39 protein-coding genes and 3 pseudogenes are annotated in these 25,209 nt (G+C 37.6%); 25 read left to right on the forward strand and 17 right to left on the reverse strand.

Going from position 1 to position 25,209, the window contains the following annotated elements; all coding sequences use genetic code 11:
* Positions 1–246 precede the first annotated feature (246 nt).
* Positions 247–1,173 carry an SDR family NAD(P)-dependent oxidoreductase gene (locus IQ226_RS12865; RefSeq protein ID WP_228039407.1) on the forward strand — a complete coding sequence of 309 codons (927 nt, stop codon included), beginning with the start codon at positions 247–249 and terminating at the stop codon, positions 1,171–1,173.
* A gap of 117 nt (positions 1,174–1,290) precedes the next feature.
* Here the strand turns inward: IQ226_RS12865 and IQ226_RS25125 are convergent.
* Positions 1,291–1,409: pseudogene (locus IQ226_RS25125) on the reverse strand (PIN domain-containing protein); the annotation flags it as partial.
* Positions 1,410–1,850: 441 nt separating this feature from the next.
* Between IQ226_RS25125 and IQ226_RS12870 the strand changes: the two are divergent.
* Both IQ226_RS12870 and IQ226_RS12875 read left to right on the forward strand, forming a co-directional pair.
* Positions 1,851–2,096, forward strand: a complete 246-nt coding sequence (locus IQ226_RS12870; protein WP_039201017.1) for a type II toxin-antitoxin system Phd/YefM family antitoxin — start codon at positions 1,851–1,853, stop codon at positions 2,094–2,096.
* Positions 2,093–2,497: a type II toxin-antitoxin system VapC family toxin gene (locus IQ226_RS12875; RefSeq protein WP_039201015.1), complete on the forward strand. Its 405-nt coding sequence runs from the start codon at positions 2,093–2,095 to the stop codon at positions 2,495–2,497. The genes IQ226_RS12870 and IQ226_RS12875 overlap by 4 nt, the downstream gene beginning before the upstream one ends.
* Positions 2,498–2,545: 48 nt before the next feature.
* Here the strand turns inward: IQ226_RS12875 and IQ226_RS12880 are convergent, their stop codons facing one another.
* The 10 genes from IQ226_RS12880 to IQ226_RS12920 form a co-directional block, all read right to left on the reverse strand.
* Positions 2,546–2,770 (reverse strand): hypothetical protein, encoded by a 225-nt coding sequence (locus tag IQ226_RS12880; protein ID WP_096671319.1) that lies wholly within the window; start codon positions 2,768–2,770, stop codon positions 2,546–2,548.
* 121 nt (positions 2,771–2,891) lie between these two features.
* The gene (locus IQ226_RS12885; RefSeq protein ID WP_228039408.1) at positions 2,892–3,125 is read right to left on the reverse strand and encodes a hypothetical protein; all 234 of its coding nucleotides are present in this window, start codon (positions 3,123–3,125) and stop codon (positions 2,892–2,894) included.
* Entirely contained in the window at positions 3,118–4,050 is a 933-nt protein-coding gene (locus IQ226_RS12890; RefSeq protein ID WP_228039409.1) for an AAA family ATPase, read from the reverse strand. Before IQ226_RS12890 ends, IQ226_RS12885 begins: the two co-directional genes overlap by 8 nt.
* Positions 3,933–4,271: an AAA family ATPase gene (locus IQ226_RS25130; protein ID WP_228039410.1), complete on the reverse strand. Its 339-nt coding sequence runs from the start codon at positions 4,269–4,271 to the stop codon at positions 3,933–3,935. The genes IQ226_RS12890 and IQ226_RS25130 overlap by 118 nt, the downstream gene beginning before the upstream one ends.
* 24 nt (positions 4,272–4,295) lie before the next feature.
* On the reverse strand, positions 4,296–4,544 hold the full coding sequence (locus IQ226_RS12895) for a hypothetical protein (RefSeq protein ID WP_193895926.1): 249 nt from the start codon (positions 4,542–4,544) through the stop codon (positions 4,296–4,298).
* 70 nt (positions 4,545–4,614) lie between these two features.
* Entirely contained in the window at positions 4,615–5,154 is a 540-nt protein-coding gene (locus IQ226_RS12900) for a GNAT family N-acetyltransferase (RefSeq protein ID WP_193895928.1), read from the reverse strand.
* Between the two features lie 89 nt (positions 5,155–5,243).
* Positions 5,244–5,519, reverse strand: a complete 276-nt coding sequence (locus IQ226_RS12905; RefSeq protein ID WP_193895930.1) for a hypothetical protein — start codon at positions 5,517–5,519, stop codon at positions 5,244–5,246.
* Between the two features lie 59 nt (positions 5,520–5,578).
* Positions 5,579–5,842 (reverse strand): type II toxin-antitoxin system HicB family antitoxin, encoded by a 264-nt coding sequence (locus IQ226_RS12910; RefSeq protein WP_039201008.1) that lies wholly within the window; start codon positions 5,840–5,842, stop codon positions 5,579–5,581.
* Positions 5,832–6,083: a type II toxin-antitoxin system HicA family toxin gene (locus IQ226_RS12915; protein WP_039201007.1), complete on the reverse strand. Its 252-nt coding sequence runs from the start codon at positions 6,081–6,083 to the stop codon at positions 5,832–5,834. Before IQ226_RS12915 ends, IQ226_RS12910 begins: the two co-directional genes overlap by 11 nt.
* Positions 6,084–6,182: 99 nt before the next feature.
* On the reverse strand, positions 6,183–7,484 hold the full coding sequence (locus tag IQ226_RS12920) for a site-specific integrase (RefSeq protein WP_193896008.1): 1,302 nt from the start codon (positions 7,482–7,484) through the stop codon (positions 6,183–6,185).
* 253 nt (positions 7,485–7,737) lie between these two features.
* On the opposite strand from IQ226_RS12920, the gene IQ226_RS12925 reads away from it, so the two are divergent.
* The gene (locus IQ226_RS12925; protein WP_193895932.1) at positions 7,738–8,667 is read left to right on the forward strand and encodes a DMT family transporter; all 930 of its coding nucleotides are present in this window, start codon (positions 7,738–7,740) and stop codon (positions 8,665–8,667) included.
* A gap of 49 nt (positions 8,668–8,716) precedes the next feature.
* Entirely contained in the window at positions 8,717–9,214 is a 498-nt protein-coding gene (locus IQ226_RS12930) for an NADAR family protein (protein WP_193895933.1), read from the forward strand.
* Positions 9,215–9,620: 406 nt separating this feature from the next.
* Here IQ226_RS12930 and IQ226_RS12935 read toward each other — a convergent pair whose 3' ends face one another.
* Positions 9,621–10,163 (reverse strand): isochorismatase family protein, encoded by a 543-nt coding sequence (locus IQ226_RS12935; protein ID WP_193895934.1) that lies wholly within the window; start codon positions 10,161–10,163, stop codon positions 9,621–9,623.
* Between the two features lie 384 nt (positions 10,164–10,547).
* Between IQ226_RS12935 and IQ226_RS12940 the strand changes: the two are divergent.
* The 14 genes and pseudogenes from IQ226_RS12940 to IQ226_RS13005 form a co-directional block, all read left to right on the forward strand.
* A pseudogene (locus IQ226_RS12940) lies at positions 10,548–10,700 on the forward strand (nitrogenase molybdenum-iron protein alpha chain); the annotation flags it as partial.
* 162 nt (positions 10,701–10,862) lie between these two features.
* Positions 10,863–12,398: a nitrogenase molybdenum-iron protein subunit beta gene (gene nifK / locus IQ226_RS12945; RefSeq protein WP_193895935.1), complete on the forward strand. Its 1,536-nt coding sequence runs from the start codon at positions 10,863–10,865 to the stop codon at positions 12,396–12,398.
* Between the two features lie 582 nt (positions 12,399–12,980).
* The gene (gene nifE, locus IQ226_RS12950; protein WP_193895936.1) at positions 12,981–14,348 is read left to right on the forward strand and encodes a nitrogenase iron-molybdenum cofactor biosynthesis protein NifE; all 1,368 of its coding nucleotides are present in this window, start codon (positions 12,981–12,983) and stop codon (positions 14,346–14,348) included.
* A gap of 152 nt (positions 14,349–14,500) precedes the next feature.
* Positions 14,501–15,832, forward strand: coding sequence for a nitrogenase iron-molybdenum cofactor biosynthesis protein NifN (nifN, locus tag IQ226_RS12955; protein WP_193895937.1), 1,332 nt, complete (start codon positions 14,501–14,503; stop codon positions 15,830–15,832).
* Positions 15,833–16,086: 254 nt separating this feature from the next.
* On the forward strand, positions 16,087–16,506 hold the full coding sequence (gene nifX / locus IQ226_RS12960; RefSeq protein WP_193895938.1) for a nitrogen fixation protein NifX: 420 nt from the start codon (positions 16,087–16,089) through the stop codon (positions 16,504–16,506).
* Entirely contained in the window at positions 16,503–16,979 is a 477-nt protein-coding gene (locus tag IQ226_RS12965; RefSeq protein WP_193895939.1) for a NifX-associated nitrogen fixation protein, read from the forward strand. The genes nifX and IQ226_RS12965 overlap by 4 nt, the downstream gene beginning before the upstream one ends.
* 288 nt (positions 16,980–17,267) lie before the next feature.
* Positions 17,268–17,468 carry a CCE_0567 family metalloprotein gene (locus tag IQ226_RS12970; RefSeq protein WP_193895940.1) on the forward strand — a complete coding sequence of 67 codons (201 nt, stop codon included), beginning with the start codon at positions 17,268–17,270 and terminating at the stop codon, positions 17,466–17,468.
* The gene (gene nifW / locus IQ226_RS12975; protein WP_193895942.1) at positions 17,465–17,782 is read left to right on the forward strand and encodes a nitrogenase-stabilizing/protective protein NifW; all 318 of its coding nucleotides are present in this window, start codon (positions 17,465–17,467) and stop codon (positions 17,780–17,782) included. Before IQ226_RS12970 ends, nifW begins: the two co-directional genes overlap by 4 nt.
* A 10-nt stretch (positions 17,783–17,792) precedes the next feature.
* On the forward strand, positions 17,793–18,575 hold the full coding sequence (locus IQ226_RS12980) for a HesA/MoeB/ThiF family protein (RefSeq protein ID WP_193895944.1): 783 nt from the start codon (positions 17,793–17,795) through the stop codon (positions 18,573–18,575).
* A gap of 63 nt (positions 18,576–18,638) precedes the next feature.
* A complete protein-coding gene (locus IQ226_RS12985) occupies positions 18,639–19,007 on the forward strand; it encodes an iron-sulfur cluster assembly accessory protein (protein WP_096665208.1) in 369 nt (122 codons plus the stop codon).
* A 140-nt stretch (positions 19,008–19,147) separates the two neighbouring features.
* The gene (locus tag IQ226_RS12990) at positions 19,148–19,447 is read left to right on the forward strand and encodes a 2Fe-2S iron-sulfur cluster-binding protein (RefSeq protein WP_168644125.1); all 300 of its coding nucleotides are present in this window, start codon (positions 19,148–19,150) and stop codon (positions 19,445–19,447) included.
* A gap of 111 nt (positions 19,448–19,558) precedes the next feature.
* Positions 19,559–19,810, forward strand: coding sequence for a FeoA family protein (locus IQ226_RS12995; RefSeq protein WP_193895946.1), 252 nt, complete (start codon positions 19,559–19,561; stop codon positions 19,808–19,810).
* Positions 19,811–19,909: 99 nt separating this feature from the next.
* A complete protein-coding gene (locus IQ226_RS13000; protein WP_168636820.1) occupies positions 19,910–20,158 on the forward strand; it encodes a DUF433 domain-containing protein in 249 nt (82 codons plus the stop codon).
* Positions 20,159–20,512 (forward strand): DUF5615 family PIN-like protein, encoded by a 354-nt coding sequence (locus tag IQ226_RS13005; RefSeq protein WP_028089546.1) that lies wholly within the window; start codon positions 20,159–20,161, stop codon positions 20,510–20,512.
* A 367-nt stretch (positions 20,513–20,879) separates the two neighbouring features.
* On the opposite strand, the gene IQ226_RS13010 is transcribed toward IQ226_RS13005, so the two are convergent.
* On the reverse strand, positions 20,880–21,134 hold the full coding sequence (locus IQ226_RS13010) for a hypothetical protein (RefSeq protein WP_193896014.1): 255 nt from the start codon (positions 21,132–21,134) through the stop codon (positions 20,880–20,882).
* A 107-nt stretch (positions 21,135–21,241) separates the two neighbouring features.
* On the opposite strand from IQ226_RS13010, the gene IQ226_RS25945 reads away from it, so the two are divergent.
* Positions 21,242–21,322, forward strand: a complete 81-nt coding sequence (locus IQ226_RS25945; RefSeq protein ID WP_370567137.1) for a hypothetical protein — start codon at positions 21,242–21,244, stop codon at positions 21,320–21,322.
* Positions 21,323–21,428: 106 nt separating this feature from the next.
* Here the strand turns inward: IQ226_RS25945 and IQ226_RS13020 are convergent, their stop codons facing one another.
* Positions 21,429–21,809: a calcium-binding protein gene (locus tag IQ226_RS13020; protein WP_193895948.1), complete on the reverse strand. Its 381-nt coding sequence runs from the start codon at positions 21,807–21,809 to the stop codon at positions 21,429–21,431.
* A gap of 347 nt (positions 21,810–22,156) precedes the next feature.
* On the opposite strand from IQ226_RS13020, the pseudogene IQ226_RS13025 reads away from it, so the two are divergent.
* From IQ226_RS13025 to IQ226_RS13045, 5 genes and pseudogenes are all read left to right on the forward strand, one after another.
* Positions 22,157–22,608 (forward strand): annotated as a pseudogene (locus tag IQ226_RS13025) (AAA-like domain-containing protein); the annotation flags it as partial.
* A 151-nt stretch (positions 22,609–22,759) separates the two neighbouring features.
* Complete coding sequence (locus tag IQ226_RS13030; protein WP_193895950.1) at positions 22,760–23,023, forward strand: hypothetical protein; 264 nt, start codon at positions 22,760–22,762, stop codon at positions 23,021–23,023.
* The gene (locus tag IQ226_RS13035; protein ID WP_193895952.1) at positions 23,004–23,447 is read left to right on the forward strand and encodes a type II toxin-antitoxin system VapC family toxin; all 444 of its coding nucleotides are present in this window, start codon (positions 23,004–23,006) and stop codon (positions 23,445–23,447) included. Before IQ226_RS13030 ends, IQ226_RS13035 begins: the two co-directional genes overlap by 20 nt.
* A 320-nt stretch (positions 23,448–23,767) precedes the next feature.
* Positions 23,768–23,998, forward strand: coding sequence for a DUF433 domain-containing protein (locus tag IQ226_RS13040; protein ID WP_039200981.1), 231 nt, complete (start codon positions 23,768–23,770; stop codon positions 23,996–23,998).
* The gene (locus IQ226_RS13045) at positions 23,995–24,327 is read left to right on the forward strand and encodes a DUF5615 family PIN-like protein (protein ID WP_039200979.1); all 333 of its coding nucleotides are present in this window, start codon (positions 23,995–23,997) and stop codon (positions 24,325–24,327) included. Before IQ226_RS13040 ends, IQ226_RS13045 begins: the two co-directional genes overlap by 4 nt.
* A 92-nt stretch (positions 24,328–24,419) precedes the next feature.
* On the opposite strand, the gene IQ226_RS25135 is transcribed toward IQ226_RS13045, so the two are convergent.
* From IQ226_RS25135 to IQ226_RS13055, 3 genes are read right to left on the reverse strand one after another with little or no spacing between them, the layout of a single operon-like run.
* Entirely contained in the window at positions 24,420–24,593 is a 174-nt protein-coding gene (locus tag IQ226_RS25135; RefSeq protein WP_228039411.1) for a hypothetical protein, read from the reverse strand.
* A gap of 15 nt (positions 24,594–24,608) precedes the next feature.
* Entirely contained in the window at positions 24,609–24,755 is a 147-nt protein-coding gene (locus IQ226_RS25140) for a DUF5615 family PIN-like protein (protein ID WP_228039412.1), read from the reverse strand.
* Complete coding sequence (locus IQ226_RS13055) at positions 24,739–25,062, reverse strand: DUF433 domain-containing protein (protein WP_193895954.1); 324 nt, start codon at positions 25,060–25,062, stop codon at positions 24,739–24,741. Before IQ226_RS13055 ends, IQ226_RS25140 begins: the two co-directional genes overlap by 17 nt.
* Positions 25,063–25,209 lie beyond the last annotated feature (147 nt).

Genomic DNA, 25,209 nt, shown 5'->3' on the forward strand with positions numbered 1-25,209 from the left:
TGAAAAGTTATGGTTGATGTATCAAATATTTTTTACCCCACCCTAACCCTCCCCTTGTAAAGGGGAGGGAACTGGATTTTTATTGTTTCCCCCCTTTACAAGGGGGGACTAAGGGGGGTAGCAATGTAATGAAAATTACGGAATACCACTTTTCAAACATCCTCTTAAACAAAGCTGAAAAATTCAATATTTTCACTAAGTTGAATGTAGTATTTATTTGTGTAAATTAGTTAATTTAACTATCTTATGATGATGAAAAACGAAAAATGGAACACAGAAAATATTCTGAGTCAAAAAGGCAGAATAGTAATTGTCACAGGTTCAAGTAGCGGTATCGGTTATGAAACGGCGCGGGTTTTAGCTAATAAACAAGCATCTGTGATCATTGCGGTTCGTAATTTGGAGAAAGGAAATAAGGCGTTGGCGAAAATTATTCAACAGAATAAAGATGCTGATGTTCGGGTAATGGAACTTGATTTGGCGAATTTAGCATCGGTTAACAATTTCGCTGAAAACTTTCAGAAAAATTATTCACGTTTGGATTTATTGATTAATAATGCGGGTGTAATGATTCCACCGTATTCAAAAACTACAGATGGTTTTGAATTACAATTTGGAACTAATCATCTCGGACATTTTGCTTTGACGGGACAACTTTTAAAACTTTTGATTAGCACGCAAGCTTCACGAATTGTCAATGTTTCCAGCGGCGCACATAATTTTGGCAAACTAGATTTCGATGATTTGAATTGGGAAAAGAGAAATTATGCCCAATGGACGGCTTACGGTGATAGCAAACTTGCTAATCTTTATTTTACCTACGAACTCGACCGGAAACTAAAAGAGCAGGGGATCAACACCGTTGTAACTGCTTCACATCCGGGTTGGACTGCAACTGAATTGCAGAGAACGGCGGGTGATGTGATGAAATATCTCAATGGTATCTTTGCTCAAGATATCACAATGGGCGCATTACCAACTCTGCGGGCGGCAATTGAGGAAGGTTTAAAAGGGTCAGAATATTTCGGTCCCAATGGATTTATGGAGATAAGTGGCTATCCAGTCAAGGTGGAATCAAATCAGTTATCCAAAGATCGAGCGATCGCTCAAAAACTTTGGGTTGTATCGGAAAAACTCACCAGCGTGAAATTTGAATTTAATCAACAGGTGTAAAGTAAGGGAAAACAAGCAGTGTCCGGTAGATTTTACCGGACATTTTATTTTTGAAGATATAATTGAGATATTGATAGCGATCGCTCTACAGCTACATGAATCAATTGTACAAAAATTTTAGCTTCTCAACAATGCTCGAAACCCTGCTTGCTGAAAATGTTCATCTGTCCTTAGTGCATCAGTAATGCCTCGATTTTGCATCACAATACAATAAATGATACGCAATCAACTAACCCCAATCCAATACTGTTCGGTTAAGACTAAAAAACAAAAATACGTAGGTTGGGTTGTTCGCGTTAGCGTTGCGGAGGAATCGGAACGAAACCCAACATTTTCAATGATTTGTTGGTTTTATAGGCGTTGCTGATTAAGAGTATGATTTTATTATGCCTACGGCACGCTGCGCGAACACGCAGAGGTGCAGAGTCGCAGAGAGTAAGAGTTTCATTTTTTTGATTTTTCAATTTCATACCTCAATTCAGCAACGCCGTTTTATACAATAGGTTGTTTACGTGGAAATTTTCGTTAACCGAACAGTATTGGAACCTAAACTGTAGTGTAACTTTTTGACTATCCCGTTTCAAATGTAGCATATTGTAATTTGAAGTTTTCTTTTGAATTCTTGCCAAAATTAAGGAATCAAAGTAAACTAAGTTTGTAGACTTAGCTATAAACCTGTGGAAACTGTAAATATCCATCAAGCTAAAACCAACCTTTCACGCCTATTATCCCGTGTAGAACATGGGGAAGAGATTATTATTTCTAATCGGGGTGTTCCTGTCGCTAAGTTAGTTCCGTTTAGTGTTTCGTCTCACCGCAGAGATAGTTTAGGACAAGATCGAGGAAAATTTGTCATTCCAGAAGACTTTAATGCTCCTTTACCAGATGACATTTTGGCAGCGTTTGAGGGGTATGAGGAGTGAAACTATTACTAGATACACAATGTTTTTTATGGTGGTTTGCTGAACCTGAGCGTTTGAATGAAGAGGCCATTTCACATATTGCTGATGAAAGCAATGAACTATGGCTTTCTGTGGCTAGTGTGTGGGAAATGGGGATAAAAGTTGCAATTGCTAAGTTACCATTACCAGAACCACTGGATAGTTACGTTTCTAGCCGCATGATGAAATTGGGGGCGAAATCTTTGGAAATTACAACTTCTCATGCACTCAGAACGGTGGCTTTACCTTTGCATCATCGAGATCCTTTTGATAGAATGCTCATTGCACAAGCACAGATGGAAAGTATGATGCTTGTGACTGCGGATTCAATGTTTAAAGAGTATCAAGATACTGCTATTCTTTGGGCTGGGAATAAAGGTTAGTTTGGGAATTACTAATTATAAAGGTATTGTTTCCAATTGGATAAGCTATCATAATAATTCGGGAATATGTTCATTTTCATAGTTTTCAATTAATGCACCAATAACTTCCATAAGAGATGCGAGAGGATGAGTTTCATCTTCACCAATTTGATCAATGAGCGTATCAAGTATATTAACCAAGTATTCATATTCCTCTTTTGTGTGAGGGACAAAAACATTTTCGGCAATGGATGACCAAGCGGTGATAGTTTGATTGATGTTTAAACTTTGCATTATTTTTTCCATTTTCCTTGATCGTATTCTGAATGAGTTAATACAGCACGAGTCTATAAAAGTTTTTACTCAGATCCAAGAATTTCAGCTAATCGTTCCTCAACTTCTTGAATATAATCTGTTAAACCCGTATCAGTTCATTATATTTTAGTTGTTTTTTTGCATCATCAATAATTTTTCTAATGTCTCTCCAACAAGAAAATTCTGTCCCTTCCTCTAAACCACTCCACTGAAAACAATGTTGCAGAATATCATCATCTAACCAATCGAATTTTTCCTTTAAAACTCGCTCGGCTAATTTAGTCGCTGTTCTGGCATCTGCACCACTTTCAACTATGACAATAAACTCAATCACTGACTTCTCCTTCTGTTACCCAATCTTCACCTTCAGCATCCCAAAATTCACCAGTTGTTAAGGTTTCTTTTGCCCATTCTACATCAGGATGTTCATCCAAACGTTTAGCAATTGTAAAACCTGATTTACTGTTGTTTAATATGTGGACTTGAGAAGGGATAAGTGCATCAATAATATAAGGAGAGTGAGTAGTGAAAATAATTTGCAAATTGGGATTTTCGGCAATGATTTCTTTAAAAACATTCATTAATTCACGTTGTGCTTGAGGATGAAGTCCCTGTTCCACATCATCTAATAAAACTAAATTAGGTTGATTAGGATTCATCAGCACAGTTAATAATCCTAAAGTTAACATTGTTCCTTCGCTAATTGCATGGGCTGGAATACGTACACCTGTATTCATGTCTAATATAACTTCTTGACCTATCATTTCCTGAGTTTCTTCATAGGAAATAGGTTTACCGTCAACTTCGATTAATCGCTGACGAATGACTGGAACTTTTGCTCGTTTTATGCCAACTTTGCGGACATTTGGGACAATTCGAGTCAGCTTTTCTTCTATTAATTGAAATTTATCTGGTGCTTCATCACGGAGAAAATCTAAGGTTGGTGCTAATAATGAACCATCAAACTTTACTCTCGGTGTAATTTCTTCACTGTAAGCTGCTTTGGCAAGGTTGCTGGCAACTAATTTTAGGTAAACAGAAACAGTAGGTCCGAAAACATTAGATGGTAAAGGTGGACTTTGTGATGAGTATGAATATGAATTATATAGTTTTTCATTTGTCCAACTGTTTTTATTTCCATCTATATTCCATGATACTGTAGCAGTCCAATTGTTTGTATTTTTGTTCTCCCAACTATAGGACACTTCCCATTTTTTTTTATTCTCATTTTCCCAACCACCACTCGCAGTAACAAACATATTTTTTCCCCAATTGTTGTAATAAATTGAGGTGAATTTTCATCTTTAAAATTTTTCTCAAATGAGTAAACAGTTAGTTTACTTAAATTATGCAATGCTTGGAGGACGGTTGTTTTACCAGCACTGTTTTTTCCCACGAGTCCATGTAATCGGGAACTATCGAAATGAAGTTCTGTAGATTTATGGCTTTTGAAATTATGAAGTATTAGTTGTTCTAGCATATTGTTATCTATTGATAAAGAGCTTTAAGAATGGACATAGTGTTGAGCAGCAACAGCAGCGTTAATATAACTGAAGATGTCGTCAAGTTCTCCTATTGCTTCTAATTCTATTGCTTCTTCTGGGGTGAGGGTATTCAATTTGTTTTTATCCAGGAGTTCTTGCATCCGTTCACCTAGCTTATCGGTAAATTTGAATAGCATGAGGTTGTTGATGTGTTGAATGCAGATTCCATCAGGTAGGAATTGGGAGGGTTTGACCAGTGTAGTTGTCATTGGTGGATTATCTTTAGTTTTCTTAATTTTATCATTGGATATTTGGGAGAGTGCGATCACTCTTTGAGATTTAAGGAAGTACGATCACATTTCGTTCAGGATAACACCATAGATGCTTCCCATTCGGGTCATCGTGTATAAATCCCCGCTTGCGATACCATTCAATAAGTTTTTTACTGTCTCTCACTTCGTTTCTCTCTGCCTGCTTTTCCCAAAAATCAGGTTGCTGCATTTCCAGATATAATGATTTACTCATATCGTCTAGCTCTTCCTTGGTATATGTCTCCGTATTATGTTTTGATTTCTCTGCTAACTCCTCCATTACTTGCAGTCCAATAGCTGGATGAACTCGGATTCTTAGTCTATCAATACTCCAAAGGTAATCACGAAGATGATTAACTAATCTAGTTCCATAGCCTTGATTACGATTTTGATTATGAACGAATAAGTTATCTAGATGCCAAAACTTTCCCTGTCTATCCCGCATACATTTGACGTGAGCAGTCGCAATTCCTTGACCAGAACTTAGAACCTCAAATTTGTACTCTTTATCTGATTCTAAAGGTGGATAATCACGAAGTTCGATGCTACCAGATTTGATATCACTCATAACAGAAGTTTTTATTTCACAAATTGGATTATATTATTATATTATATTTTAGCTTGGTGAATTGAGAGTTTGAATACAGGCATTTGTATCTAAGAGATAGGCCATTTAATTTCCTCCCGTTCTTCAAAATTAAGCTGTTCTGGACCTTCAAGCGGCTCACCTTCCCAACTACCTATTACTTCTTCTAAAAACCTACGAGAATATCCTAATTCTTCCGGCGTTTTGGTTGCAGATTGTAATAATTTTTCTGCAATACGTTGAAATACAATTACTATTTCTAATTCTTCATTGGCAAATTCATCAGGAAGCTGAATTTTGAGAATTTTATCATTACCAATGTGTGGTTTAATTTTCATACTTTCCATAGACTAATCTCCTGGTTGATTATGTTGTCATAAGTTTGGATAAAATTTTTTATGGTTGTTCACGAATTAATTATAGAAATTAGTTTAGAAGGTAAAGGAATTTGTTTTTTACCACTACAATAAACAGTTTCTATCCATAACTCTCTCGCTTCATTAATATTTTCTATTGCTTCTTCTAAATTGTCTCCCTGACTCATACAACCTGGTAAGTCAGGAATAATTACTGTATATCCTCCGTCCTCTTCTGGATAAATAGACATGGGATATTTTAAAGATAGATAATATTCTAAAGATTGATGCTCAAGTTGAGAATTAGTTTTCATCTTGCCAATTTTCCAAATCTAGTAATCTAATCGTTTCTTCAATATACGTTCGCTTAACTTTTTTACCACCTTTTTTGGGAATAATAATGACTTCTCCTTGATCATTCTCAAAAGCGTGATGACTTCCTCTTACTCTAGTTTCCTGATATCCAAAAGCTTCAAGAACATAACTAATCTCTTCAAATCTGGCTTCAGGAGGGCGAGAGAGAAGATATTTAACTAATTTACTTAGTTTACCCATTAACTAATCGTAGCATTTTTTTCGCTAGGTGGTTGAGATAATTATTTATTGACCGATTATACCACAGCACACAAAAATGATATTCTTGATTCACCAAACTTAACTCCGTTTATAAACCATTTCCATTCTCAACTTCTCCACCTCAATCTTCAACCGTTCATTCTCCATTTTCAACCCTGTATTTTCATCCTTAATCAACTCCACCTCATTCCGTTTACTCAAAGCCTGATTAATTGCCAACTTCCGCATATCCAAGGAAAACCAACGTTGATAAGTTTTCGTGTGAATCTGCACACTATGACCTAAATTATCCGCCGCAGCTTTAATAGGAATCCCTAAAATATGCGCTCGAATTGCCCAACCATGACGTAAATCATAGGGTTTAAAATCTAAACCAATTTTTCTAAACCACCAACTCACCCTTTGAATTAAAGCCGTGATTTCTGCATGATTATTCTGGTCTTTTTTACTAATTGCTATTGCTAACATTTCTAAATATTTCGGATTTCTTAAATCAAATTCATCAATCCATTCCTTATATAAAGGTAAAGCTTCCCTTTCACCAGTTTTACAATCTTTATCAACCTTCCAAGTTAAATCTACATTTTCATCACTTAACCACCAATCAATATGAGGATTAACAAAAATCTCACGGGGACGTAAACCAAAAACCGCCAACATTCCATAAGTCCAACGCCAAAGTTGCCAACTATCTTTCACATCTTGATTAACTTGTTTACCTCTGTTATTGAGATATTCATCAAACTTGTAAAATCCAGTAAGTATTTCCTTATCTGTAGGAACATTACGAGAATTACTTTCAGGAACTTTGGAATAATTAGTTAAATTAATCTCAATTTTAAAAAGCTGACAAAATACAGAAATAGCTCTCACAGTATTATATTTAGCCCATTCCTTATCTATTTGATCAATCGCATGAATTAAAACCTCCCCAATTGCCAAATCATCAGCATTTGTATAACGTTTAATTCGAGAACAATAATAGAAAAAAGTATGTTCACTTTTCGTCGTGCGTTTATGGGTTTTAAAATATTCATCTTCAAACTTTTCTAATAGCTCACCAATAGTTTTTAACTCCTTTTTAATTCCTTCATTTCCCAAATATTTATCATTCCAAACAAAACTTTTTCTAGCAATTAACTTACCTAACTCATAAGCTTCCTCCTCAGCAGTTTTTAAACCTGGTAAATTTGCTGGAAGATTCAAACTGAGATTGTATTGTTTTTTGCCAGTTCCCCTGATGTCCTCATCTCCTGGTTTAATGGGTAAAGTTGCCCGTAATTGCAGACATCCATTTGATTCCCGAATTGTTACTCTGGTTTTTGCAGACTTCAAACGCAGATTTACTTGCTGTATTTCCTGTGTTAGGTTGGTTCTCATGTTGGGTTGTTTGTGGCGATCGCTATTCACTAAAAATAAACAAGAAAAAGTAGAACTCAAAACCACTTTTTTGATTTTGAATTGTTTATTATAATATGCTTAATTTTAAAATAAATATGTTAACTGCAAACAACTAGATCCGTGACTTGTTTAAGAAGTTGGGAATCTATACAAATTAAAAATTTCCGGTGTTATGGACGGAGTAATTTTGTGTAAAAATTAAAGTTTATGTAATTATTTCCCAAGAATAAAAATGAAAAATAAAAACCCTCCCGTTTCGGCGATTGCTGCTCTTATCCTCAGTTTGTTAGCCTATGCCTTTGTCCCGCTTCTAGTACGATGGTGTGAAGTGGAAATCAGACCAGAAGCCACAATGTTCAATCGTTACTGGATTGCAACTGTCATTTTACTTTGTGGACAAAAGTTACAGCAGTTTGCGATCTGCTGTAACTATAAAATACTTCTATTATTGATGATCACAACGATAGCTTCTACTTCTGCTGCGGTCCTATGGGGTTTATCTCTCACCCAAACCAGTATTGCTAACTCTGCGGTGATGCACAATCTCACCCCTTTATTTACCACCCTTGCAGGTTGGTTATTTTTTAAGTCTCAGTTTTCCGTGCGATTTATTCTAGGTACAGTTATTGCTGTGGGGGGAACGATTATATTAGCTATCAACGATTTTCAACTGGATATTCTGAAAATCCAGGGAGATATTTTAGCCATACTTTCCGCAGTGCTGTGGGCAATTAATCTACTAACAACTGAAAAACTGCGAAATCGTTTTAGCAGTGATTTTATCGTCTTGTCGGTTTGTATCGTAGGAATGCTATTAACGATGTTGCTAACACTGGCATTAGGTGAACCCTTGTTTCCTTCTTCTCTTCAAGGGTGGCTCACTGCCTTGGCATTGGCAATAGTTGGACAAATTTTTGGGTTAGGTTTGCTGACTTACAGCCTTAATTATCTGTCATCAGGGTTGGTAGCATTAGTTTTTTTACTAGATCCGGTATTGACAGCGATCGCAGCTTGGGTTACTTTTAAAGAAGCTCTAAGTACTTGGAATGCGATCGCTTTTGGTATCATACTGCTTGGGATTTATCTTGGTGTTAGCGCTGCTCAAATCTCATCTAATAGGCATAATATTCAGTCGGATAACCAACCAGATCAAAATCGCTAACCAGCAGTCTTATAGCCAATGAAAATGGCCAATTATATTTCTAGCAACTGTGACTATTTACTTTTTCACTGCTGACGAAAAACCCTACGGTTGTTTCTGTAACTTTTCTCTACACAGTTTTGAACTGGACGGACACTGGTGGACTACCTCAGAGCATTATTATCAAGCCCAGAAATTTGCTGGCACTGCCCATGAGGAAACAATCCGATTGGCAAAAAGTCCGGCAGATGCTGCTAAACTTGGCCACGCCCTTCCTCACCGTAATGACTGGAAAAAAATCAAATATGATGTGATGCAACGAGCTGTCCTCAAAAAGTTTCAGACTCATGGGGATATTCAGAAAATTCTGCTGGCAACAGGAGGGAAAATGATTATTCAAGAAGATATTGGAGATTACTATTGGGGTACTGGAAAAGATGGGAGTGGCAAGAATTATCTAGGACAGATTTTAATGGAAGTTCGAGCTACTTTACGCTGCATAAGTCTTGAGCAAATGGTTACACAAAAATCAGAGAGAATTATACAGATTGGCTCAAATAATTTATAATTTATGTATAGTTCGGCGATATTCTATCTTAAAAATGTAAAAAAAAGATAAGGCGATTGCCTACTAATAATTAATGTTGTTTGATAGTGATCGCTATCAAACAACCTAACTTTTCCCGTTATCTTTCTAATTGAGCGATTCCTACGGAGCACTTCGCTATCGCCCACTATAACCCCCGCCCCAAAGTCCTATTTTCTCGTTGATTATTCTCATTAAAGGTCGCTTGTTGAGAATTAAGCTGTAGTCTAAAACCCTTGTTAATTGGGAGTTTTACGACTTAACGGGAAAAGTCAGATCAAACAACGAGTATCTAAGACTCAATTAAAAAAAATCAGTTGTTATTTAGGCAAAACCTCGATGGCATCTAATAAAGCTTTTGATTTTAACTGCCCTGTGAAGGCGGTATTTAGTTATTAAACTTTTTTAAGTATTTATTAAGATTATGTCTATCTAGAGACTCAGCTATAATGCTATTTGTTCCAATTAGCTGACTTAGAATTAAAATAGCTGCTTGGTGATAATGATAACCTCCAGTTGAGGCAGAATAATATTCTAAAATATTAGTAATAATATTATTTTCAAAAAAATCAATTGCAGTTTTTAAAACACAGCCATCTATATCAATTCCACAAATAAAAGCTTGCTCAATATTTCTATTTTTCATAAATCTCAGGGTTTCTTGATTACAAGCAGTATATATATTTTTGTCAAAAACTATATTGGTAAATAATTCAATTTCATCAACAATTTTTTGTTCTTTCTCTGACAAAAGCTGCTCCCAACCTAGATATTTTACATAGGGACTATCTAGGGTATTAATAAATCTTGTAAAGACGACACAATCAAATATATTTTGCTCTAATAGAGACTTGATTCTTGGTATGACATGATTGGTATTTTCAGTTATGAAGCCGTTTTGAACATCAATAATAAATAAGCAATAACTCATAATTTTTTTTTATTTTATAAGTTTATTAGAGATCATAAGTTCCTTTTAAGAAGCGGTTAGACGGGTTTGTAAACGTTCCCCTTTAAACAGTTTTTCTTCCTTGGGTCGTGATGATTCTACATTGGGCATTCCTAAAATTTGTTTTTTCGGCGTTGCTGATTTTGGGTATGATACCAAGTAGTTAGTTATTGTAGCATTTGTCAGAAGTGGCTAACGCCTCCCGTTAGGGATACAGGATGTCCAGGATTTAAAGATTTACGGGATGTCATTTACTAATAATTATAGAATCTTGCAGGTAAATAATAATTTTTCCCAATCACCAATTACCAGCCCTAACATTGCTCATTGCAAACATAACGAAGTTAAAAGCTATTAAACCAGCAATATAAATACTCCGGCCCTTATCACGGTTACGACGGATTCGCAATCTTCGCTCGTGACATGGATTTGGCACTCAACAGCCCAACCTGGGGATTAATCGGCGCTCCCTGGAACAAGAAAGCTCAAGCTAAGGCTAAAGCTAAGGCTGCCGTCTAGGGAACAAAAGATAGTCTGGGGTCTTACCCCAGGAGAGTTGGGAAGTCAAGATTCAAAATTAAAAATTCAAAGTCTTGAATTTTGCATTCTGAATTTTGAGGCACATTCCCCACTCTCCACCGATCGCAAACATCATACACAGCAAGCTTGGAGATACGCAAAATGCCTCAAGATCCCAATAAGATTCAGGACCACGTTGAGTTATTCCACCAGCCAGAATACCAACAACTGTTTGAAAACAAAAAACAGTTTGAAAACGGTCACACCAAAGAAGAAGTACAACGAGTAGCAGATTGGACAAAGACCTGGGAATATCGGGAAAAGAACTTCGCTCGTGAAGCTTTAACCGTTAACCCAGCTAAAGGTTGTCAACCTTTAGGCGCTATGTTTGCGGCTGTTGGTTTTGAAGGTACTCTTCCCTTCGTTCAAGGTTCTCAAGGTTGCGTAGCTTACTTCCGTACCCACTTAACCCGTCACTACAAAGAACCATTTGCCGGTGTTTCTTCTTCCATGACAGAAGACGCTGCTGTGTTCGGTGGTTTGCAAAACATGATTGATGGTTTGGCTAACTCTTACACCCTGTACAAGCCAAAAATGATCGCTGTTTGCACCACCTGTATGGCAGAAGTTATCGGTGATGACTTACAGTCATTTATCGGTAATGCTAAGGAAGCTGGTTCTGTTCCTCAAGATTTCCCCGTACCTTTTGCTCACACACCTAGCTTCGTTGGTTCTCACATCACTGGTTACGACAACATGATGAAGGGAATTCTTTCTACCTTAACCGTAGGTAAAAAGACAGCTAAGAGCAACGGTAAAATTAACTTTATTCCTGGTTTTGATACCTACGTAGAAAACAACCGCGAAATTAAGCGGATTGCTTCTTTAATGGGTATTAACTACACCTTGTTATCTGACAACAGTGATTATGTTGATTCACCTTGTGATGGTGAATACAATATGTATCCAGGTGGTACTAAACTAGAAGACGCAGCAGATTCTATCAACGCTAAGGCTACTATTGCTCTTCAAGCTTACTCTACCACCAAGACCCGCGAATACATTGCTAAGGAATGGAATCAAGACGTTAGTGTTGCTCGTCCTTGGGGTATCAAGGGAACTGACGAGTTCTTGATGAAACTCAGCCAAATGACTGGTAAGGCTATTCCTGAAGAGTTAGAAATCGAACGTGGTCGTGCAGTTGACGCAATGACCGACTCCCATGCTTGGTTACATGGTAAGCGTTTCGCTATCTACGGTGATCCTGACCTAGTTTATAGCCTAGTTGGTTTCATGTTAGAAATGGGTGCTGAACCAGTACATATCTTGGTTCACAACACCAACGAAGTATTCGAGAAAGAATTGCAAGACTTGTTAGATTCTAGCACCTTCGGTAAGTCCGCTAAAATCTGGGGTGGTAAAGACTTGTGGCACTTACGCTCCTTGTTGTTCACCGAACCAGTTGACTTATTGATTGGTAACTCCTACGGTAAGTACCTGTGGCGCGATTGTGGTGTACCTTTGGTAAGAATCGGTTATCCTATCATGGACCGTCACCACTACCACCGTTATGCAACTGTTGGTTACAAAGGTATCATCAACCTGTTGAACTGGATTGTTAACACAGTATTTGAAGAAATTGACCGTACCACCAATGTTGCTGGTAAGACCGATATTTCCTACGACTTAATTCGTTAAGAATGTCTGCAAGGGTGGGGTAAACCCATCCTGATCATAGGAAAATCAACAAAGGGGATGGGGACATAGGCAATTTACCTAAAATCCTATCCCCTATCTTTAGTTATTAATAATTAAACGCAAATAAACGCAAATAAACGCAGATGAAATAATTTTTCTCTTTTCTCTTGCTAAACCAAATGTTATGAAAATCCCACCCCTAGAAAATACAGATAAATACATATCTTTTTTGAAAGTTTATCTGTGTAAATATTAAGTTAATCGGATTTTGCAGAAAATCTATAAAACAATCCAAGCTAAGTATAAAAACTTGGTTATTTTCTGGGAATTAGAATTATTATATTTATTATATCCTGTGGTAATCCTAAATTATTTGTGAGATATTTCTCACTTATTCTCTATTACAGCAAGTTTCTCTGATCTTTTCTGTAGAGACACAAACCCAGCAATAGATCATGCTGTCAATAGTTCCACAAATAATTTTTATTAATTTGCAATATTTTTCTCAAAATCATCATCTTGATGATTAACTTTAAGCAAGATTTGTCATGGTTGTAAACTCCATCTAGCACAAGAATAAAAATGAAAGTCACCCAAAGCAAAATTAACGAACTTCTGAGTGAATCAGGATGCGAACATAATCAAAAGAAACAGGGAGAAAAGAAAAATAAATCCTGTACCCAACAAGCTCAACCAGGTGCGGCTCAAGGTGGTTGTGCCTTTGATGGGGCGATGATTGCTTTAGTTCCTATTACTGATGCTGCTCATTTAGTACATGGTCCGATCGCTTGCGCTGGCAATTCCTGGGGAAGTCGTGGTAGTCTGTCTTCTGGACCAATGCTTTATAAGACAGGTTTTACTACCGATGTGGGTGAAAATGATGTAATTTTCGGTGGCGAGAAAAAGCTGTATAAGGCGATTTTAGAAGTTAATGAAAATTATAAACCTGCGGCGGTTTTTGTTTATGCTACCTGCGTTACAGCCTTAATTGGTGATGATATTGATGCAGTTTGTAAGGTAGCAGCCGAAAAAACTGGAACTCCGGTAATTCCTGTGATTGCTCCCGGATTTATTGGTAGTAAAAATTTAGGTAATCGCTTTGGTGGTGAGGCTTTACTAGAATATGTAGTCGGTACTGCTGAACCGGAATATACCACACCCTATGATATTAATATCATCGGTGAGTATAATATTGCTGGGGAAATGTGGGGGGTTTTAAGTTTATTTGAAAAGTTAGGAATTCGGGTTTTATCGAAAATTACTGGTGATGCTCGTTATGAAGAAGTGCGTTATGCTCACCGGGCTAAATTAAATGTGATGATCTGCTCACGAGCGCTCTTAAATATGGCACGAAAAATGGAGGAACGTTATGGAATTCCTTACATTGAGGAGTCATTTTATGGAATTAGAGATATTAACCGTTGTTTGCGAACTGTGGCTGCTAAATTAGGTGATCCTGATTTGCAGGAACGCACAGAAAAACTGATTGCTGAAGAAACTGCGGCTTTAGATATTGCCCTTGCTCCCTATCGAGCTAAATTAAAAGGAAAACGGATTGTTCTCTATACTGGTGGTGTGAAAAGTTGGTCAATTATTTCCGCTGCAAAGGATTTGGGAATTGAAGTTGTGGCCACAAGTACGCGCAAAAGTACAGAAGAAGATAAAGCCAAAATCAAAAATTTGTTAGGTAATGATGGGATTATGTTAGAGAAGGGGAACGCCTCCGAACTCCTAAAATTAATTCAAGAAACTAACGCAGATATGCTTATTGCTGGGGGCAGAAATCAATATACTGCGCTCAAAGCCAGAATTCCCTTTTTAGATATTAACCAAGAACGTCATCATCCCTATGCGGGTTATGTAGGCATGGTGGAAATGGCGCGGGAGTTGACTGAGGCTTTATATAGCCCTGTGTGGGAGCAAATTCGTCAACCAGCACCTTGGGAGTAATTGTCTCACGCAGAGACGCTCCAGGCGCAAAGGAAGAAATATCTTGTTAATTCTTGTAGGGTAGGCATCCTGCCTGCCCTTGGACGGGCTAGAAGCCCATCCCACAAGATTGTTAGATGTTCAGAAGTTTATAATTTATGAAAGATTAATTTATGGCGATCGCAATTATTCCAGAAAAGTCTGTGACTGTAAACCCCCTCAAACAAAGTCAGGCTTTAGGTGCTTCTTTGGCTTTTTTGGGTTTGAAGGGAACTATGCCTTTATTTCATGGTTCTCAGGGTTGTACGGCGTTTGCAAAAGTGGTTTTAGTTCGACATTTTCGGGAAGCAATTCCCCTTGCTACTACCGCTATGACGGAAGTTACTACTATTCTGGGTGGTGAGGAAAATGTCGAGCAAGCTATTCTCACTTTAGTGGAAAAAGTACAACCAGAAATAATTGGTTTGTGTACCACTGGGTTAACAGAAACCAGGGGTGATGATATGGAAATGTTCTTGAAAGATATTCGAGAACGTCATCCTGAACTTAATCATTTAGCCATTATTTTTGCTCCTACTCCCGACTTTAAAGGTGCATTGCAAGACGGTTTTGCAGTTGCAGTCGAAAGTATAGTTAAAGAAATTCCCAAAGCCGGGGGAATTAAACCCGAACAAATCACAATTTTAGCTGGTTCTGCCCTCACTCCTGGAGATGTCCAAGAAATTCGAGAAATTGTCACAGCTTTTGGTCTAGAACCAATATTTGTTCCTGACTTGGGAGCTTCCTTAGATGGACATTTGGAAGATGGTTATACTCCTATAACTGCTAGTGGTACAACCCTCAAACAATTGCGTTCTTTAGGTAGTTCGGCGTTTACCTTAGCATTAGGTGAAAGTATGTTAGGGGCGGCGCAAATTTTAGAGGAACGCTTTGGAACAAGTTATCAAGTATTTAGAGATTTAACAGGATTAGAACCTGTAGATCAATTTCTGCAAAAATTATCTTTATTAAGTGGAAATCCCGTTCCTGAAAAATATCGTCGTCAACGTCGGCAATTGCAAGACGCAATGTTAGATACTCACTTTTATTTTAGTTCTAAAGGAGTATCTTTAGCTTTAGAACCCGATTTGTTGTGGACAATGGTGGGATTTTTACAATCAATGGGAGCAAAAATTCATAACGCTGTCACCACAACTCGTTCCCCTTTATTGGAAGAACTTCCTATCAATAATGTCACTATTGGTGATTTAGAGGATTTTGAAAAGTTGGCATTAGGTTCTGATTTATTGATTGGTAATTCCAACGTCAATACCATCTCTAAACGCCTCTCAATTCCTCTCTATCGTTTAGGTATTCCCATCTATGACCGATTAGGAAATGGGCTATTTACCAAAGTAGGCTATCGCGGTACTATCGAGCTTCTTTTTGGGATAGGAAACCTATTCATAGAACACGAAGAATCATCCATGATGCACCAATGGTCATCAGTAATTAATAGGGAATAGGTGACAGGGAATAGGTGACAGGTGAACCAGCGCGGTCTTGGGGGTTTCCCCCATGAGCGACTGGTGAACCCAAAGGGTGACAGTCAAGAAGTAGATAAAAATTGACTTTTGGTGTTTTACTTTTTCCTTCGCTCTTCCCTCCTTCTCTCCTGTCATCTTCTTAACTCTTCCCTGTCACTTGTTACCTGTAACCTGTCACCTTCTTAACTCTTATCTGTCACCTGTAACCTGTAACCTGTCACCTTCTTAGGAGTATGAAAGTGAAAATTGCTTTTACGACAACTGACCGAATTCATGTTAATGCTCACTTTGGTTGGGCTAAGGAAATTGATGTTTATGAAATTTCCGATAATGGATATGAATTCATCGAAACTCTCAAGTTTGAAGGTGATCTCAAAGAAGATGGTAATGAAGATAAAATTACCCCCAAACTACAAGCACTAAATGATTGCACAATTGTTTATGTTGTCGCTATTGGTGGTAGTGCAGCCGCTCGTTTAATTAAGAAGAATGTAACCCCAGTTAAGGCTAAATCTGAAGAGGAAAAAATTGAAGATATTCTCAACAAATTAGTGAAAACCCTCAAAGGTAATCCTCCACCCTGGTTACGGAAAGCCTTAATCCAGAAAAAACCTAGTTTTGCTGAAGAACTTGAAAACGAGACAACAGTATGAGTACAAATGATGTGAATGGAACTGGTAACAATTCAGAGGTGGTTTTAACCCCTTTTCATAAATCATTAGTTCAACAAATCCGGGCGCAAGATAGCTATGGTTTTTACCGGAGTTGGACTGATGAATTAATCCTTAAACCTTATGTTGTTACTAAAAAAAAGAAACGGGAAATTTCCGTAGAAGGTGAAATTGATCCGGCGACAATTTCTCGTATCCATGTCTTTTTTCGGGCGATCGCATCCAGTATTGAAAAAGAAACCGGACTTATTTCCAACGTAGTTGTTGAATTGGGACATGAAGGTTTCGGTTGGGCTTTAATATTTTCTGGTCGCTTATTATTAACTGTCAAAACCTTACGTGATGCCCATCGTTTCGGTTTTGATTCCTTCGAGAAATTAGACGAAGAAGGCACAAAGTTTATCGAAAAAGGCATTGATTTAGCCAAACGTTTCCCCGAAGTTGGCAATCTTTAATGGCAAATAGAATATGGCGAATAGAATTCACGGCTACACAAACAAAGTCCACCTACGTGGACTAATAAAAAATTAAATATTAACCTGCGAAGGCAGGTTTTGCCTGTGTAGCTGCGGTTTCTAACCGCCAATTGAATTTCTAGCGAATAGAATTCACGGCTACACAAACAAAGTCCACCTACGTGGACTAATAAAAAATTAAATATTAACCTGCGAAGGCAGGTTTTGCCTGTGTAGCTGCGGTTTCTAACCGCCAATTGAATTTCTATTAATTACCAATAATCACCAATGACAATTGAGGAAATCACTAACAAGATTAAAAAGCTAAATAGTAAAGCAGGTCAAATGAAAATGGATCTGCATGATTTAGCGGAAGGATTGCCCACAGACTACCACAAACTTATGGATGTTGCTGCTGCAACTTACGAAATCTATTGTCAGTTAGATGGACTCAAGCAACAACTCAAAAAAATGGAGAATTCTAAATGAGTACCAATATTGATGAATTCAAAAAGCTCGTAGATGCAGAAGAGTTTTTTATCTTTTTTAATCTGCCTTACGACCAAAAATTTGTAAATGTCAATCGTTTACATATTTTGAAAAAGTTTTCTCAGTTCATGAGTCAAATTGATGATACTTATCCCCAGATAGGTGACGAGGAAAGATTAGAGAAATATTGCACAGCTTTACAGCAAGCTTATCAGGTGTTTATAGAATCCACACCCCATGAACAAAAGCTGTTCAAGGTATTTAATGATAAGCGGAAAAATGTAGTCACCCTGACAGAAATCACCTCAGATTAGGAGTTAAAAAGTGATCAACCTAACGCCTACCGAATTGGAACGCTATAGTCGCCAAATGATGCTTCCTAATTTTGGCGAATTAGCTCAAAAGCGCCTGAAGTCAGCGACTGTTTTGGTGTCAGGTGTGGGTGGATTAGGTGGTACGGCGGCGCTTTACCTAGCAGTAGCGGGCGTTGGGCGGCTAATCCTAGTCCGGGGTGGTGATTTGCGGCTGGATGATATGAATCGTCAGGTGTTAATGACTGATGACTGGGTGGGTAAACCTAGAGTATTCAAAGCCCAAGAAACCCTCAAAGCCATCAATCCTCATGTCCAAGTGGACGTGGTTCACGATTACATTACCGCAGAAAATGTGGATGAGTTGGTGCAGTCGGCGGATATGGCTTTGGATTGCGCTCATAATTTCACGGAACGCAATTTGTTAAATGAAGCCTGTGTGCGCTGGCGCAAGCCGATGGTAGAGGCGGCTATGGATGGAATGGAGGCTTACCTGACCACGATTATTCCGGGTGTTACGCCTTGTTTATCCTGTCTGTTTCCAGAAAAGCCGGATTGGGATCGGCGCGGTTTTTCCGTGCTGGGGGCGGTTTCTGGGACTTTGGCTTGTTTGACGGCACTGGAAGCAGTGAAACTCATTACTGGTTTTAGTCAACCGCTGTTATCAGAGTTGCTGACGATTGACTTGAACAGAATGGAATTTGCTAAACGTCGTTCTCACCGCGATCGCAATTGTCCAGTCTGCGGTAATACAGCCCCTTGGAGATATTCTCAATCTCAAACTGCAACGGTGTAAAGTACCACTTTTTGCAAAGTCCACATCCCAAATCAGAATATTCGCTACAGAATAGGAAACAAAATGACTGTTACTTTAACAGAAAAGGCTGAATTTCGTCTGCGGGCATTTTTAAAAGGTTCTGCAACCGAAGACGCTAAAAAGGGTGTCCGCATCTCGGTTAAAGATGGTGGTTGCAGCGGCTACGAGTATGGCATCGAAATTACCAGTAAGCCCCAACCTGATGATGTCGTATCTCAACAAGGAAATGTGTTGATTTACGTTGATGCTAAAAGTGCGCCTTTATTAGCAGGTGTGGTAGTTGATTTTGTTGAGGGAGTCATGGATAGCGGTTTCAAGTTTTCCAATCCCAATGCAACTGATACCTGCGGTTGTGGCAAGTCTTTTAAAACCAATGATGGTACTCCCACTGGTGTACCTTGCGGACAATAGTTATATAGCAGGTGACAGGGAATAGGTGACAGGTGACAGTGCTAAAAGTCTTTTATTTATCATTAGTTAATGTCCTACCTTCCTTGTCCGTTGCTGTAACTCAAAAACTCACTTGATTCACGTTTGAGGAGAATTGGAAAATGGCAACCTATCAAGTAAGATTGATCAACAAAAAAGAAAATATAGACACCACAATTGAGTGTGATGAAGAAACAAACATTGTAGACGCAGCAGAAGAAGCTGGGGTTGAATTACCTTTCTCCTGTCACTCTGGTTCTTGTTCTAGCTGTGTAGGTAAGATTGTTGAAGGTGAAATCAATCAAGACGATCAAGTCTTCCTAGATGATGAGCAAATGGGCAAAGGATTCGCTCTATTGTGTGTTAGCTATCCTCGTTCTAACTGCACAATCAAAACCCACCAAGAACCTTATCTTGCTTAATACAATATCTGTTAGTGTTTAGCATTACTTAACTCTTTCAATTTTACAATGATGGAGGATGTTTATCATCTTTCATCATTTCAATTTTGTCCTTTTTATTTTGATGATAAAATGTTTACTCCTTTTACTGTTATGGGTTGTTCTTTAGAGTTACTTAAATCAGGAGATTGTGGCATAGTTACTGTTTGTCAAAGTCAAGATGAGACAATTAGAAAAAAGCTGATATTAATGGGCATTAAAACAGGGAATACGATTACTGTAGAACAGCAATTTCCGACTTTTGTGATTAAATGTGGTGGTTTATCTATGACTATAGATCGGGAAATAGCACGGGCTATTTATGTGCGGTTAATTGATGGGTAAAAAGATAATTAGTTAGATATTTTGAGTTTCTTAACTTCAGTAAGAAATTTTGCTATTATAATAAATCTAACTACTATACTCTTTACCACTTGAGAATATATGATAGAACGAGAAATACTGAATCGTATTACTACAAATCCCAAAGTAATGGCTGGAAAACCGACAATTAAGGGTACACGCTTAACCGTCGAGTATATTCTTAATCTCCTTGCACATGGTGCAACAGTCGCAGAAATTCTGGAAGAATATGAAGGTTTAGTAGAAGCAGATATTCGCGCTTGTTTATTATTTGCATCTCGCTCTCTAGAAAGTACCAGTTTCATGCCTTTAATTGCGGAGATTGCTTAGATGCGATTTTTAGTAGATGAAAATACAGGTGTGACTGTCGCTCGCTGGTTACGTGAACAAGATTATGAAGTTTTCTCAGTTTATGAACAAGGACGGGGAATAGATGATGACACAATTATTCAAAAGGCCTTTGATGAAAATTGGATTTTGATTACTAGTGACAAAGATTTTGGCGAGAAAGTTTATCGAGATAAATACCCTCACCGGGGTGTGATTCTTCTGCGTTTGGAAAATGAACGTTCAGCAAATAAAATCTATATTTTACAACAGGTATTAGAGCAGCATAAGGAAAAGTTAGTAGATAGTTTTGTCGTAGTTACTGAAAATCAGATTAGATTTGCCAGATTAAAATAATTGCTGAGTCGGATATTTCGGATGTTTAAGATTATGGTGCGTTGCACTTTGGGACAACGCACCCTACTGGCTGAAAATCATAACAAATATCTGTAGGGGTTTAGCATTGCTACACCCTTTCATTTTTAACAATGATGGAGGATGTTCATCTCGTTCCCAGTCAGAGACTGGGAACGCATTTTAGAAGGCTCTGCCTTCAATGATATTAGAGGCAGAGCCTCATCAACTGCATTCCTAGTCAGAGACTAGGAACGAGATGTGGTAGGGATTTGAGATTAAGTTGACACCATTAAGCTTTTGCTTTACCTTTCATTTTTAACAATGATGGAGGATGTTTATCATCTTTCATCATTTCAATTTTCGCTTTTTATTTTGATAATACAATGTTTATTTCTTTTACTATTATGGGTTGTTCTTTAGAATTGCTGAAATCAGGAGATTGTGCAGAAGTGTTGAATCCTGCAATAAAACTTGACAATGTTTGCGTTTTACCCAGGCAAAATCCCTTATTTATTGAGAATACAGTCATTAACTGCTCAAATTTGGTATCACCAATGCCAATGCACAACTTGAACAAGATCATCAAAATCTTAACATTCAACACTTCTGGAGATTGTGGCATTGTTACTGTTTGCCAAAGTCAAGATGAGACTATTAGAAAAAAGCTGATATCAATGGGGCATTAAAACAGGGAAGACGATTACTGTAGAACAGCAATTTCCGACTTTTGTGATTAAATGTGGTGATTTATCTATGACCATAGATCGGGAAATAGCACAGGCCATTTATGTCCGGGTAATTGATTCCTGACTATATAGGAATCCGGGTTGATTCCTATATGTCTTCATTGTAGTTTGGCAATAAACAAAGAAACAAAATCTGCTCTGTTTGTTTTCAGCCTTGATTTAAACCTTAATTAAAATTTATACCCTCTCCCTAGCCAATATTGCCAATCCGCTAATGCTTCTTTGGTGTCTTCATCTGCATCTATAGCTTCAATTTCTGACAACTTGGCTGTCAAAATATCCTCGTCCTTACCACCTGGATAACCCACCTCCACAAACATATCTTTCAGACATTCATCATCAGGAGCCATTCCCAGGACTTCCACTTCTTTTTCTTCCACGACTGAAGACTTCCTACTCTTTTTTTTCCACTTGGCTAAAAAAGGAAAATTGAGAGTATCGTCTAAGTAATAATACCAACCCATTGCCCTTTCTTCTTTGTCGTCCGCATCAACAAGAATTTCTGTTTTAATGCGATGTTCCCGTCTATCATCAGATTCAATACTTGGCATAAAATTGGGATATCTAATAAAATATTTAGTATATTATAATGCAATGATTAACGATGGATGTCAACCTCTAATCTCTTATTTTTTGCAACCAAGTACGAAAAGCTCCTAAGACTGTAGAGCCTCTAAGTATATTTTTACCAAAACTGATACTAATTAGACATCTCCAAAAAAGAATGTAGAGACGTTCCATGGAACGCCTCTACAAGGGTTCTAGGATACGCATATTTAATTTCGGGAGATGTCTATTGGGCTATATACTAGTCTTCGATCTAGACCTCCTAAAAGGTTATAAGTGCCACTAATACGATTAATAAGATCTTCACCGATGGGGTCAAGTGGACAAATAAAATGAAGAAGGTATGGGTGCAAAGGTCAGTTGTACAACTTATTTAGAAGAGTATGTCTTGGCAGCAGCAGATAGTCCTCTGGTTTTATACTTAGATGATGTGGATACACTTTTCCCTTATCCTGAGGTTTATGAAGATTTTTTTGGGTTGTTGCGTTCTTGGTATGAGAAGGCCAGAAGCCGTCCCAACTGGAAAAAGTTGCGGTTAGCGATCGCTCATTCTACTGATGTTTATATCCGTCTCAATATTAATCATTTTGGTTGAATTTGCGAGAAGAACCAAAACTAATTACAGCATTGCCAACAGTGATTTCTGCTACTGAACCAGTGAGATTAGAAACAATATCAGCTTATCAGTTACAGAGTATGGGTTTGGTCAAGCTGGTGGGGAATGAAGTAGAACCGCGTTGTCAATTGTATCGGAGTTATTTTAGTGATGCGATTGGGAGTTAGGGAAATGTCAACTATCTCTAAACAGGCGATCGCTCTTGGGGATAAGTAGGGCGATCGCAACAAAGTGTTCATTTGACCGTTGCCATCCTGTAAATAAATGGAATGTGAGATATAATTTATTTGTCACTCAACCAATCTATATTAACTTGTTATGGATTCTTTCAACCTACGCACAAAAGTTATTACGGAAATAAATCTTGTTCCACCAGATAAATTAGAAGAATTATATAATTTTATTCATTATTTTCGCTTAGGTATAGAAGTATCTCAACCTTCATTTAATAAAAATATGCAGTTTGCTGGATGTTGGAATGATATGTCAGATGAAGTATTTGCTAACTTCAATGAAGAAATAATCACCCGCCGCCACCAAGCCTTTTTAGGAAGAAGAAGTGATGAAGCCAGCGTTGATTGACACAAACATTTTATCTTTTTTCTTCCGTAATCAGAGTCTAGTTATCGAGCGTTTTCAAGCCTATTTGAAAGAGTATGACAAAATTAACATTAGCATCATCACTTATTATGAAATTGTCAGTGGATTAAAACATCGTGACGCGCAAAAACAACTCACATCTTTTCAGGAATTTGTTTCATACAATACGGTTTTACCTCTAACTACAAGCTCTGCCATAATTTCTGCTGATATTTATGCCAATTTAAGAAGTAAAGGCACGCCAATTGACGATATTGATATTCTGATAGCAGGAATTGCCATAGCCAACGATTTGATTATTGTTACAAATAATACCAGGGATTTTGGAAAAATAGAAAACTTAGAAATAGTGCGATCGCCTTCCACAAATCAAAAAAGCGATCGCGCTTTGGTGAAATGGCTTTGATGAAAGAAAGGCGATCGCTCTCTTGGTTGTTTCTACCCCACTTTCCCCGTGCAAGAGAGTTTTTCTGCCTGCTAGATTGGTTGTTAGGGGCATAATTGCGATTTATCTTGTGTTCAATTTTCCGTAGATTTTGGTTTCTTGTAAAGAAACTTTAGCATTCCCAATTTGCCTCAATTGTATCTTTTCACACTTCATAGAGTTTTTATGCCTAGATGCGATTTTTGGTAGATGAAAATACAGGTGTGGCTGTTACTCGCTGGTTAATTGAACAAGGTCAATAAAGATGTTAAAATACTATAAAGTTAGAGAGATTAAATAATATGAGCTATCAAGATATTATTACCATTGAGCCAGATAAGCGGGGTGGTAAACCTTGTATTCGCCGGATGAGAATCACAGTTTATGATATTTTAGGTTGGTTAGCATCTGGTATGTCTTATGCAGAGATATTAGAGGATTTTCCCGAATTAACAGAAGACGATATTAGAGCTTGTCTAGAATTTGCTGCTGACCGTGAACATCGTTTAATTGCTACGGTAGGTGCTGCTTGAAATTGCTTTTTGATCAAAATTTGAGTCGTAAATTAGTAACTCGATTAGCACATATTTTTCTTGATTCTAGTCATGTTCAGCTTCATGATTTAGCAGAAAAAACTGATACTGAAATTTGGGAATTTGCTAAGATAAATGATTTTTGTATCGTTACTCAAGATGTAGATTTTGCAGAGAGAGGCCGTTTGTATGGTTCTCTACCTAAAGTTATATGGTTACGCTGTATAAATGCACCAACACAAATAGTTGAATCTCTACTGCGTTCTGGGGTGGAAGCAATTCAAAAATTGCTTGATAATCCAAATCTGGATTGTTTGGGATTGTACTAATTTATTCTATAACTAGCTCAATCTAAAAAAATTTCATCTGGGGTGAGTTGTGGTTAGGTAATAGCACCAGTAACTACAAAAAAGGTGCTTAATTACAAAAATTCAAGTTGATTTTTCATATCTTCTGGTTCAAGTGTTTCCCAAATCAGAATTAAAGTATTTAAAATTTCACCAATCGAACGGCGTTTCTGATCACAATATGTAATTCCTGCATGAGTTATACCGCTACGATGAAGGATCACAAAATCATCATCATGAGTAATCAAGATCCGGTTTTCAGATCAAGCAAAAGCAATTTGTTCTCTGTCTGATACACCAATTAATCCGGCTTCTGAAGTTGTAGTAACATTGATTTCTCGACGACGTAAACCTAACGCGATCGCATTACTAACACTTTCATCTAAATGAAATTTAATTCTCTCTATCATTGCGTTTTTTCAGTTTTTGTTGCAGAATCGAAGGAGTTTGTGCTTGAATTTCTTGGATTAAAGCCTCTGATTCTGATATTTGTTGCCTAATTTTTTCTCGATGATCATGATAGTATGCTAAAGCGGCATAGACATCAGATAAGGTAATACTAGGATAATGGTAGAGAATTTCATCAGGAGACATTCCCATTTGTTCATGCCAAATCACAATATCCTGAACTCGAATCCGATGTCCAGCAATGCGAGGTTTTCCTCCACAAATACCAGGAGTGATTTCAATATGTTCTTTGATGACGTTGATGGACATAGTATTATCAAGAGAATTATTTGCTCTAATTATATCACTATTTTATAAGGTAGGTTGGCGCGGAAAGTATAAAATTTTCTCTGAAATTCGCTCATTTATGGTTGGTGGTAAATTTTTCAGTTGTTTCTGCACTGATTTGGGGATAAT

It is taken from the genome of Dolichospermum sp. LEGE 00240 (assembly GCF_015207875.1).
GTDB lineage: Bacteria > Cyanobacteriota > Cyanobacteriia > Cyanobacteriales > Nostocaceae > Dolichospermum > Dolichospermum gracile.

Coding starts and splice junctions, on each gene's coding strand:
- IQ226_RS12900 (WP_193895928.1), bottom strand. CDS start 5,154: ATGAGTGATATCAAATCTGGTAGCATCGAACTTCGTGATTATCCACCT.
- IQ226_RS12865 (WP_228039407.1), top strand. CDS start 247: ATGATGATGAAAAACGAAAAATGGAACACAGAAAATATTCTGAGTCAA.
- IQ226_RS12895 (WP_193895926.1), bottom strand. CDS start 4,544: ATGACAACTACACTGGTCAAACCCTCCCAATTCCTACCTGATGGAATC.
- IQ226_RS12935 (WP_193895934.1), bottom strand. CDS start 10,163: ATGAGTTATTGCTTATTTATTATTGATGTTCAAAACGGCTTCATAACT.
- IQ226_RS12905 (WP_193895930.1), bottom strand. CDS start 5,519: ATGGAAAGTATGAAAATTAAACCACACATTGGTAATGATAAAATTCTC.
- nifW (WP_193895942.1), top strand. CDS start 17,465: ATGAGTACCAATATTGATGAATTCAAAAAGCTCGTAGATGCAGAAGAG.
- IQ226_RS12970 (WP_193895940.1), top strand. CDS start 17,268: ATGACAATTGAGGAAATCACTAACAAGATTAAAAAGCTAAATAGTAAA.
- IQ226_RS12880 (WP_096671319.1), bottom strand. CDS start 2,770: ATGCAAAGTTTAAACATCAATCAAACTATCACCGCTTGGTCATCCATT.
- IQ226_RS12890 (WP_228039409.1), bottom strand. CDS start 4,050: ATGTTTGTTACTGCGAGTGGTGGTTGGGAAAATGAGAATAAAAAAAAA.
- IQ226_RS13040 (WP_039200981.1), top strand. CDS start 23,768: ATGAGCTATCAAGATATTATTACCATTGAGCCAGATAAGCGGGGTGGT.
- IQ226_RS13000 (WP_168636820.1), top strand. CDS start 19,910: ATGATAGAACGAGAAATACTGAATCGTATTACTACAAATCCCAAAGTA.
- IQ226_RS12925 (WP_193895932.1), top strand. CDS start 7,738: ATGAAAAATAAAAACCCTCCCGTTTCGGCGATTGCTGCTCTTATCCTC.
- IQ226_RS13030 (WP_193895950.1), top strand. CDS start 22,760: ATGGATTCTTTCAACCTACGCACAAAAGTTATTACGGAAATAAATCTT.
- nifN (WP_193895937.1), top strand. CDS start 14,501: ATGGCGATCGCAATTATTCCAGAAAAGTCTGTGACTGTAAACCCCCTC.
- IQ226_RS12990 (WP_168644125.1), top strand. CDS start 19,148: ATGGCAACCTATCAAGTAAGATTGATCAACAAAAAAGAAAATATAGAC.
- IQ226_RS25140 (WP_228039412.1), bottom strand. CDS start 24,755: ATGATAGAGAGAATTAAATTTCATTTAGATGAAAGTGTTAGTAATGCG.
- IQ226_RS12965 (WP_193895939.1), top strand. CDS start 16,503: ATGAGTACAAATGATGTGAATGGAACTGGTAACAATTCAGAGGTGGTT.
- IQ226_RS12920 (WP_193896008.1), bottom strand. CDS start 7,484: ATGAGAACCAACCTAACACAGGAAATACAGCAAGTAAATCTGCGTTTG.
- IQ226_RS12910 (WP_039201008.1), bottom strand. CDS start 5,842: ATGAAAACTAATTCTCAACTTGAGCATCAATCTTTAGAATATTATCTA.
- IQ226_RS13005 (WP_028089546.1), top strand. CDS start 20,159: ATGCGATTTTTAGTAGATGAAAATACAGGTGTGACTGTCGCTCGCTGG.
- nifK (WP_193895935.1), top strand. CDS start 10,863: ATGCCTCAAGATCCCAATAAGATTCAGGACCACGTTGAGTTATTCCAC.
- nifX (WP_193895938.1), top strand. CDS start 16,087: ATGAAAGTGAAAATTGCTTTTACGACAACTGACCGAATTCATGTTAAT.
- IQ226_RS12995 (WP_193895946.1), top strand. CDS start 19,559: ATGTTTACTCCTTTTACTGTTATGGGTTGTTCTTTAGAGTTACTTAAA.
- IQ226_RS25130 (WP_228039410.1), bottom strand. CDS start 4,271: ATGCTAGAACAACTAATACTTCATAATTTCAAAAGCCATAAATCTACA.
- IQ226_RS12985 (WP_096665208.1), top strand. CDS start 18,639: ATGACTGTTACTTTAACAGAAAAGGCTGAATTTCGTCTGCGGGCATTT.
- IQ226_RS13010 (WP_193896014.1), bottom strand. CDS start 21,134: ATGCCACAATCTCCAGAAGTGTTGAATGTTAAGATTTTGATGATCTTG.
- IQ226_RS12915 (WP_039201007.1), bottom strand. CDS start 6,083: ATGGGTAAACTAAGTAAATTAGTTAAATATCTTCTCTCTCGCCCTCCT.
- IQ226_RS13020 (WP_193895948.1), bottom strand. CDS start 21,809: ATGCCAAGTATTGAATCTGATGATAGACGGGAACATCGCATTAAAACA.
- IQ226_RS13035 (WP_193895952.1), top strand. CDS start 23,004: ATGAAGCCAGCGTTGATTGACACAAACATTTTATCTTTTTTCTTCCGT.
- nifE (WP_193895936.1), top strand. CDS start 12,981: ATGAAAGTCACCCAAAGCAAAATTAACGAACTTCTGAGTGAATCAGGA.
- IQ226_RS13055 (WP_193895954.1), bottom strand. CDS start 25,062: ATGTCCATCAACGTCATCAAAGAACATATTGAAATCACTCCTGGTATT.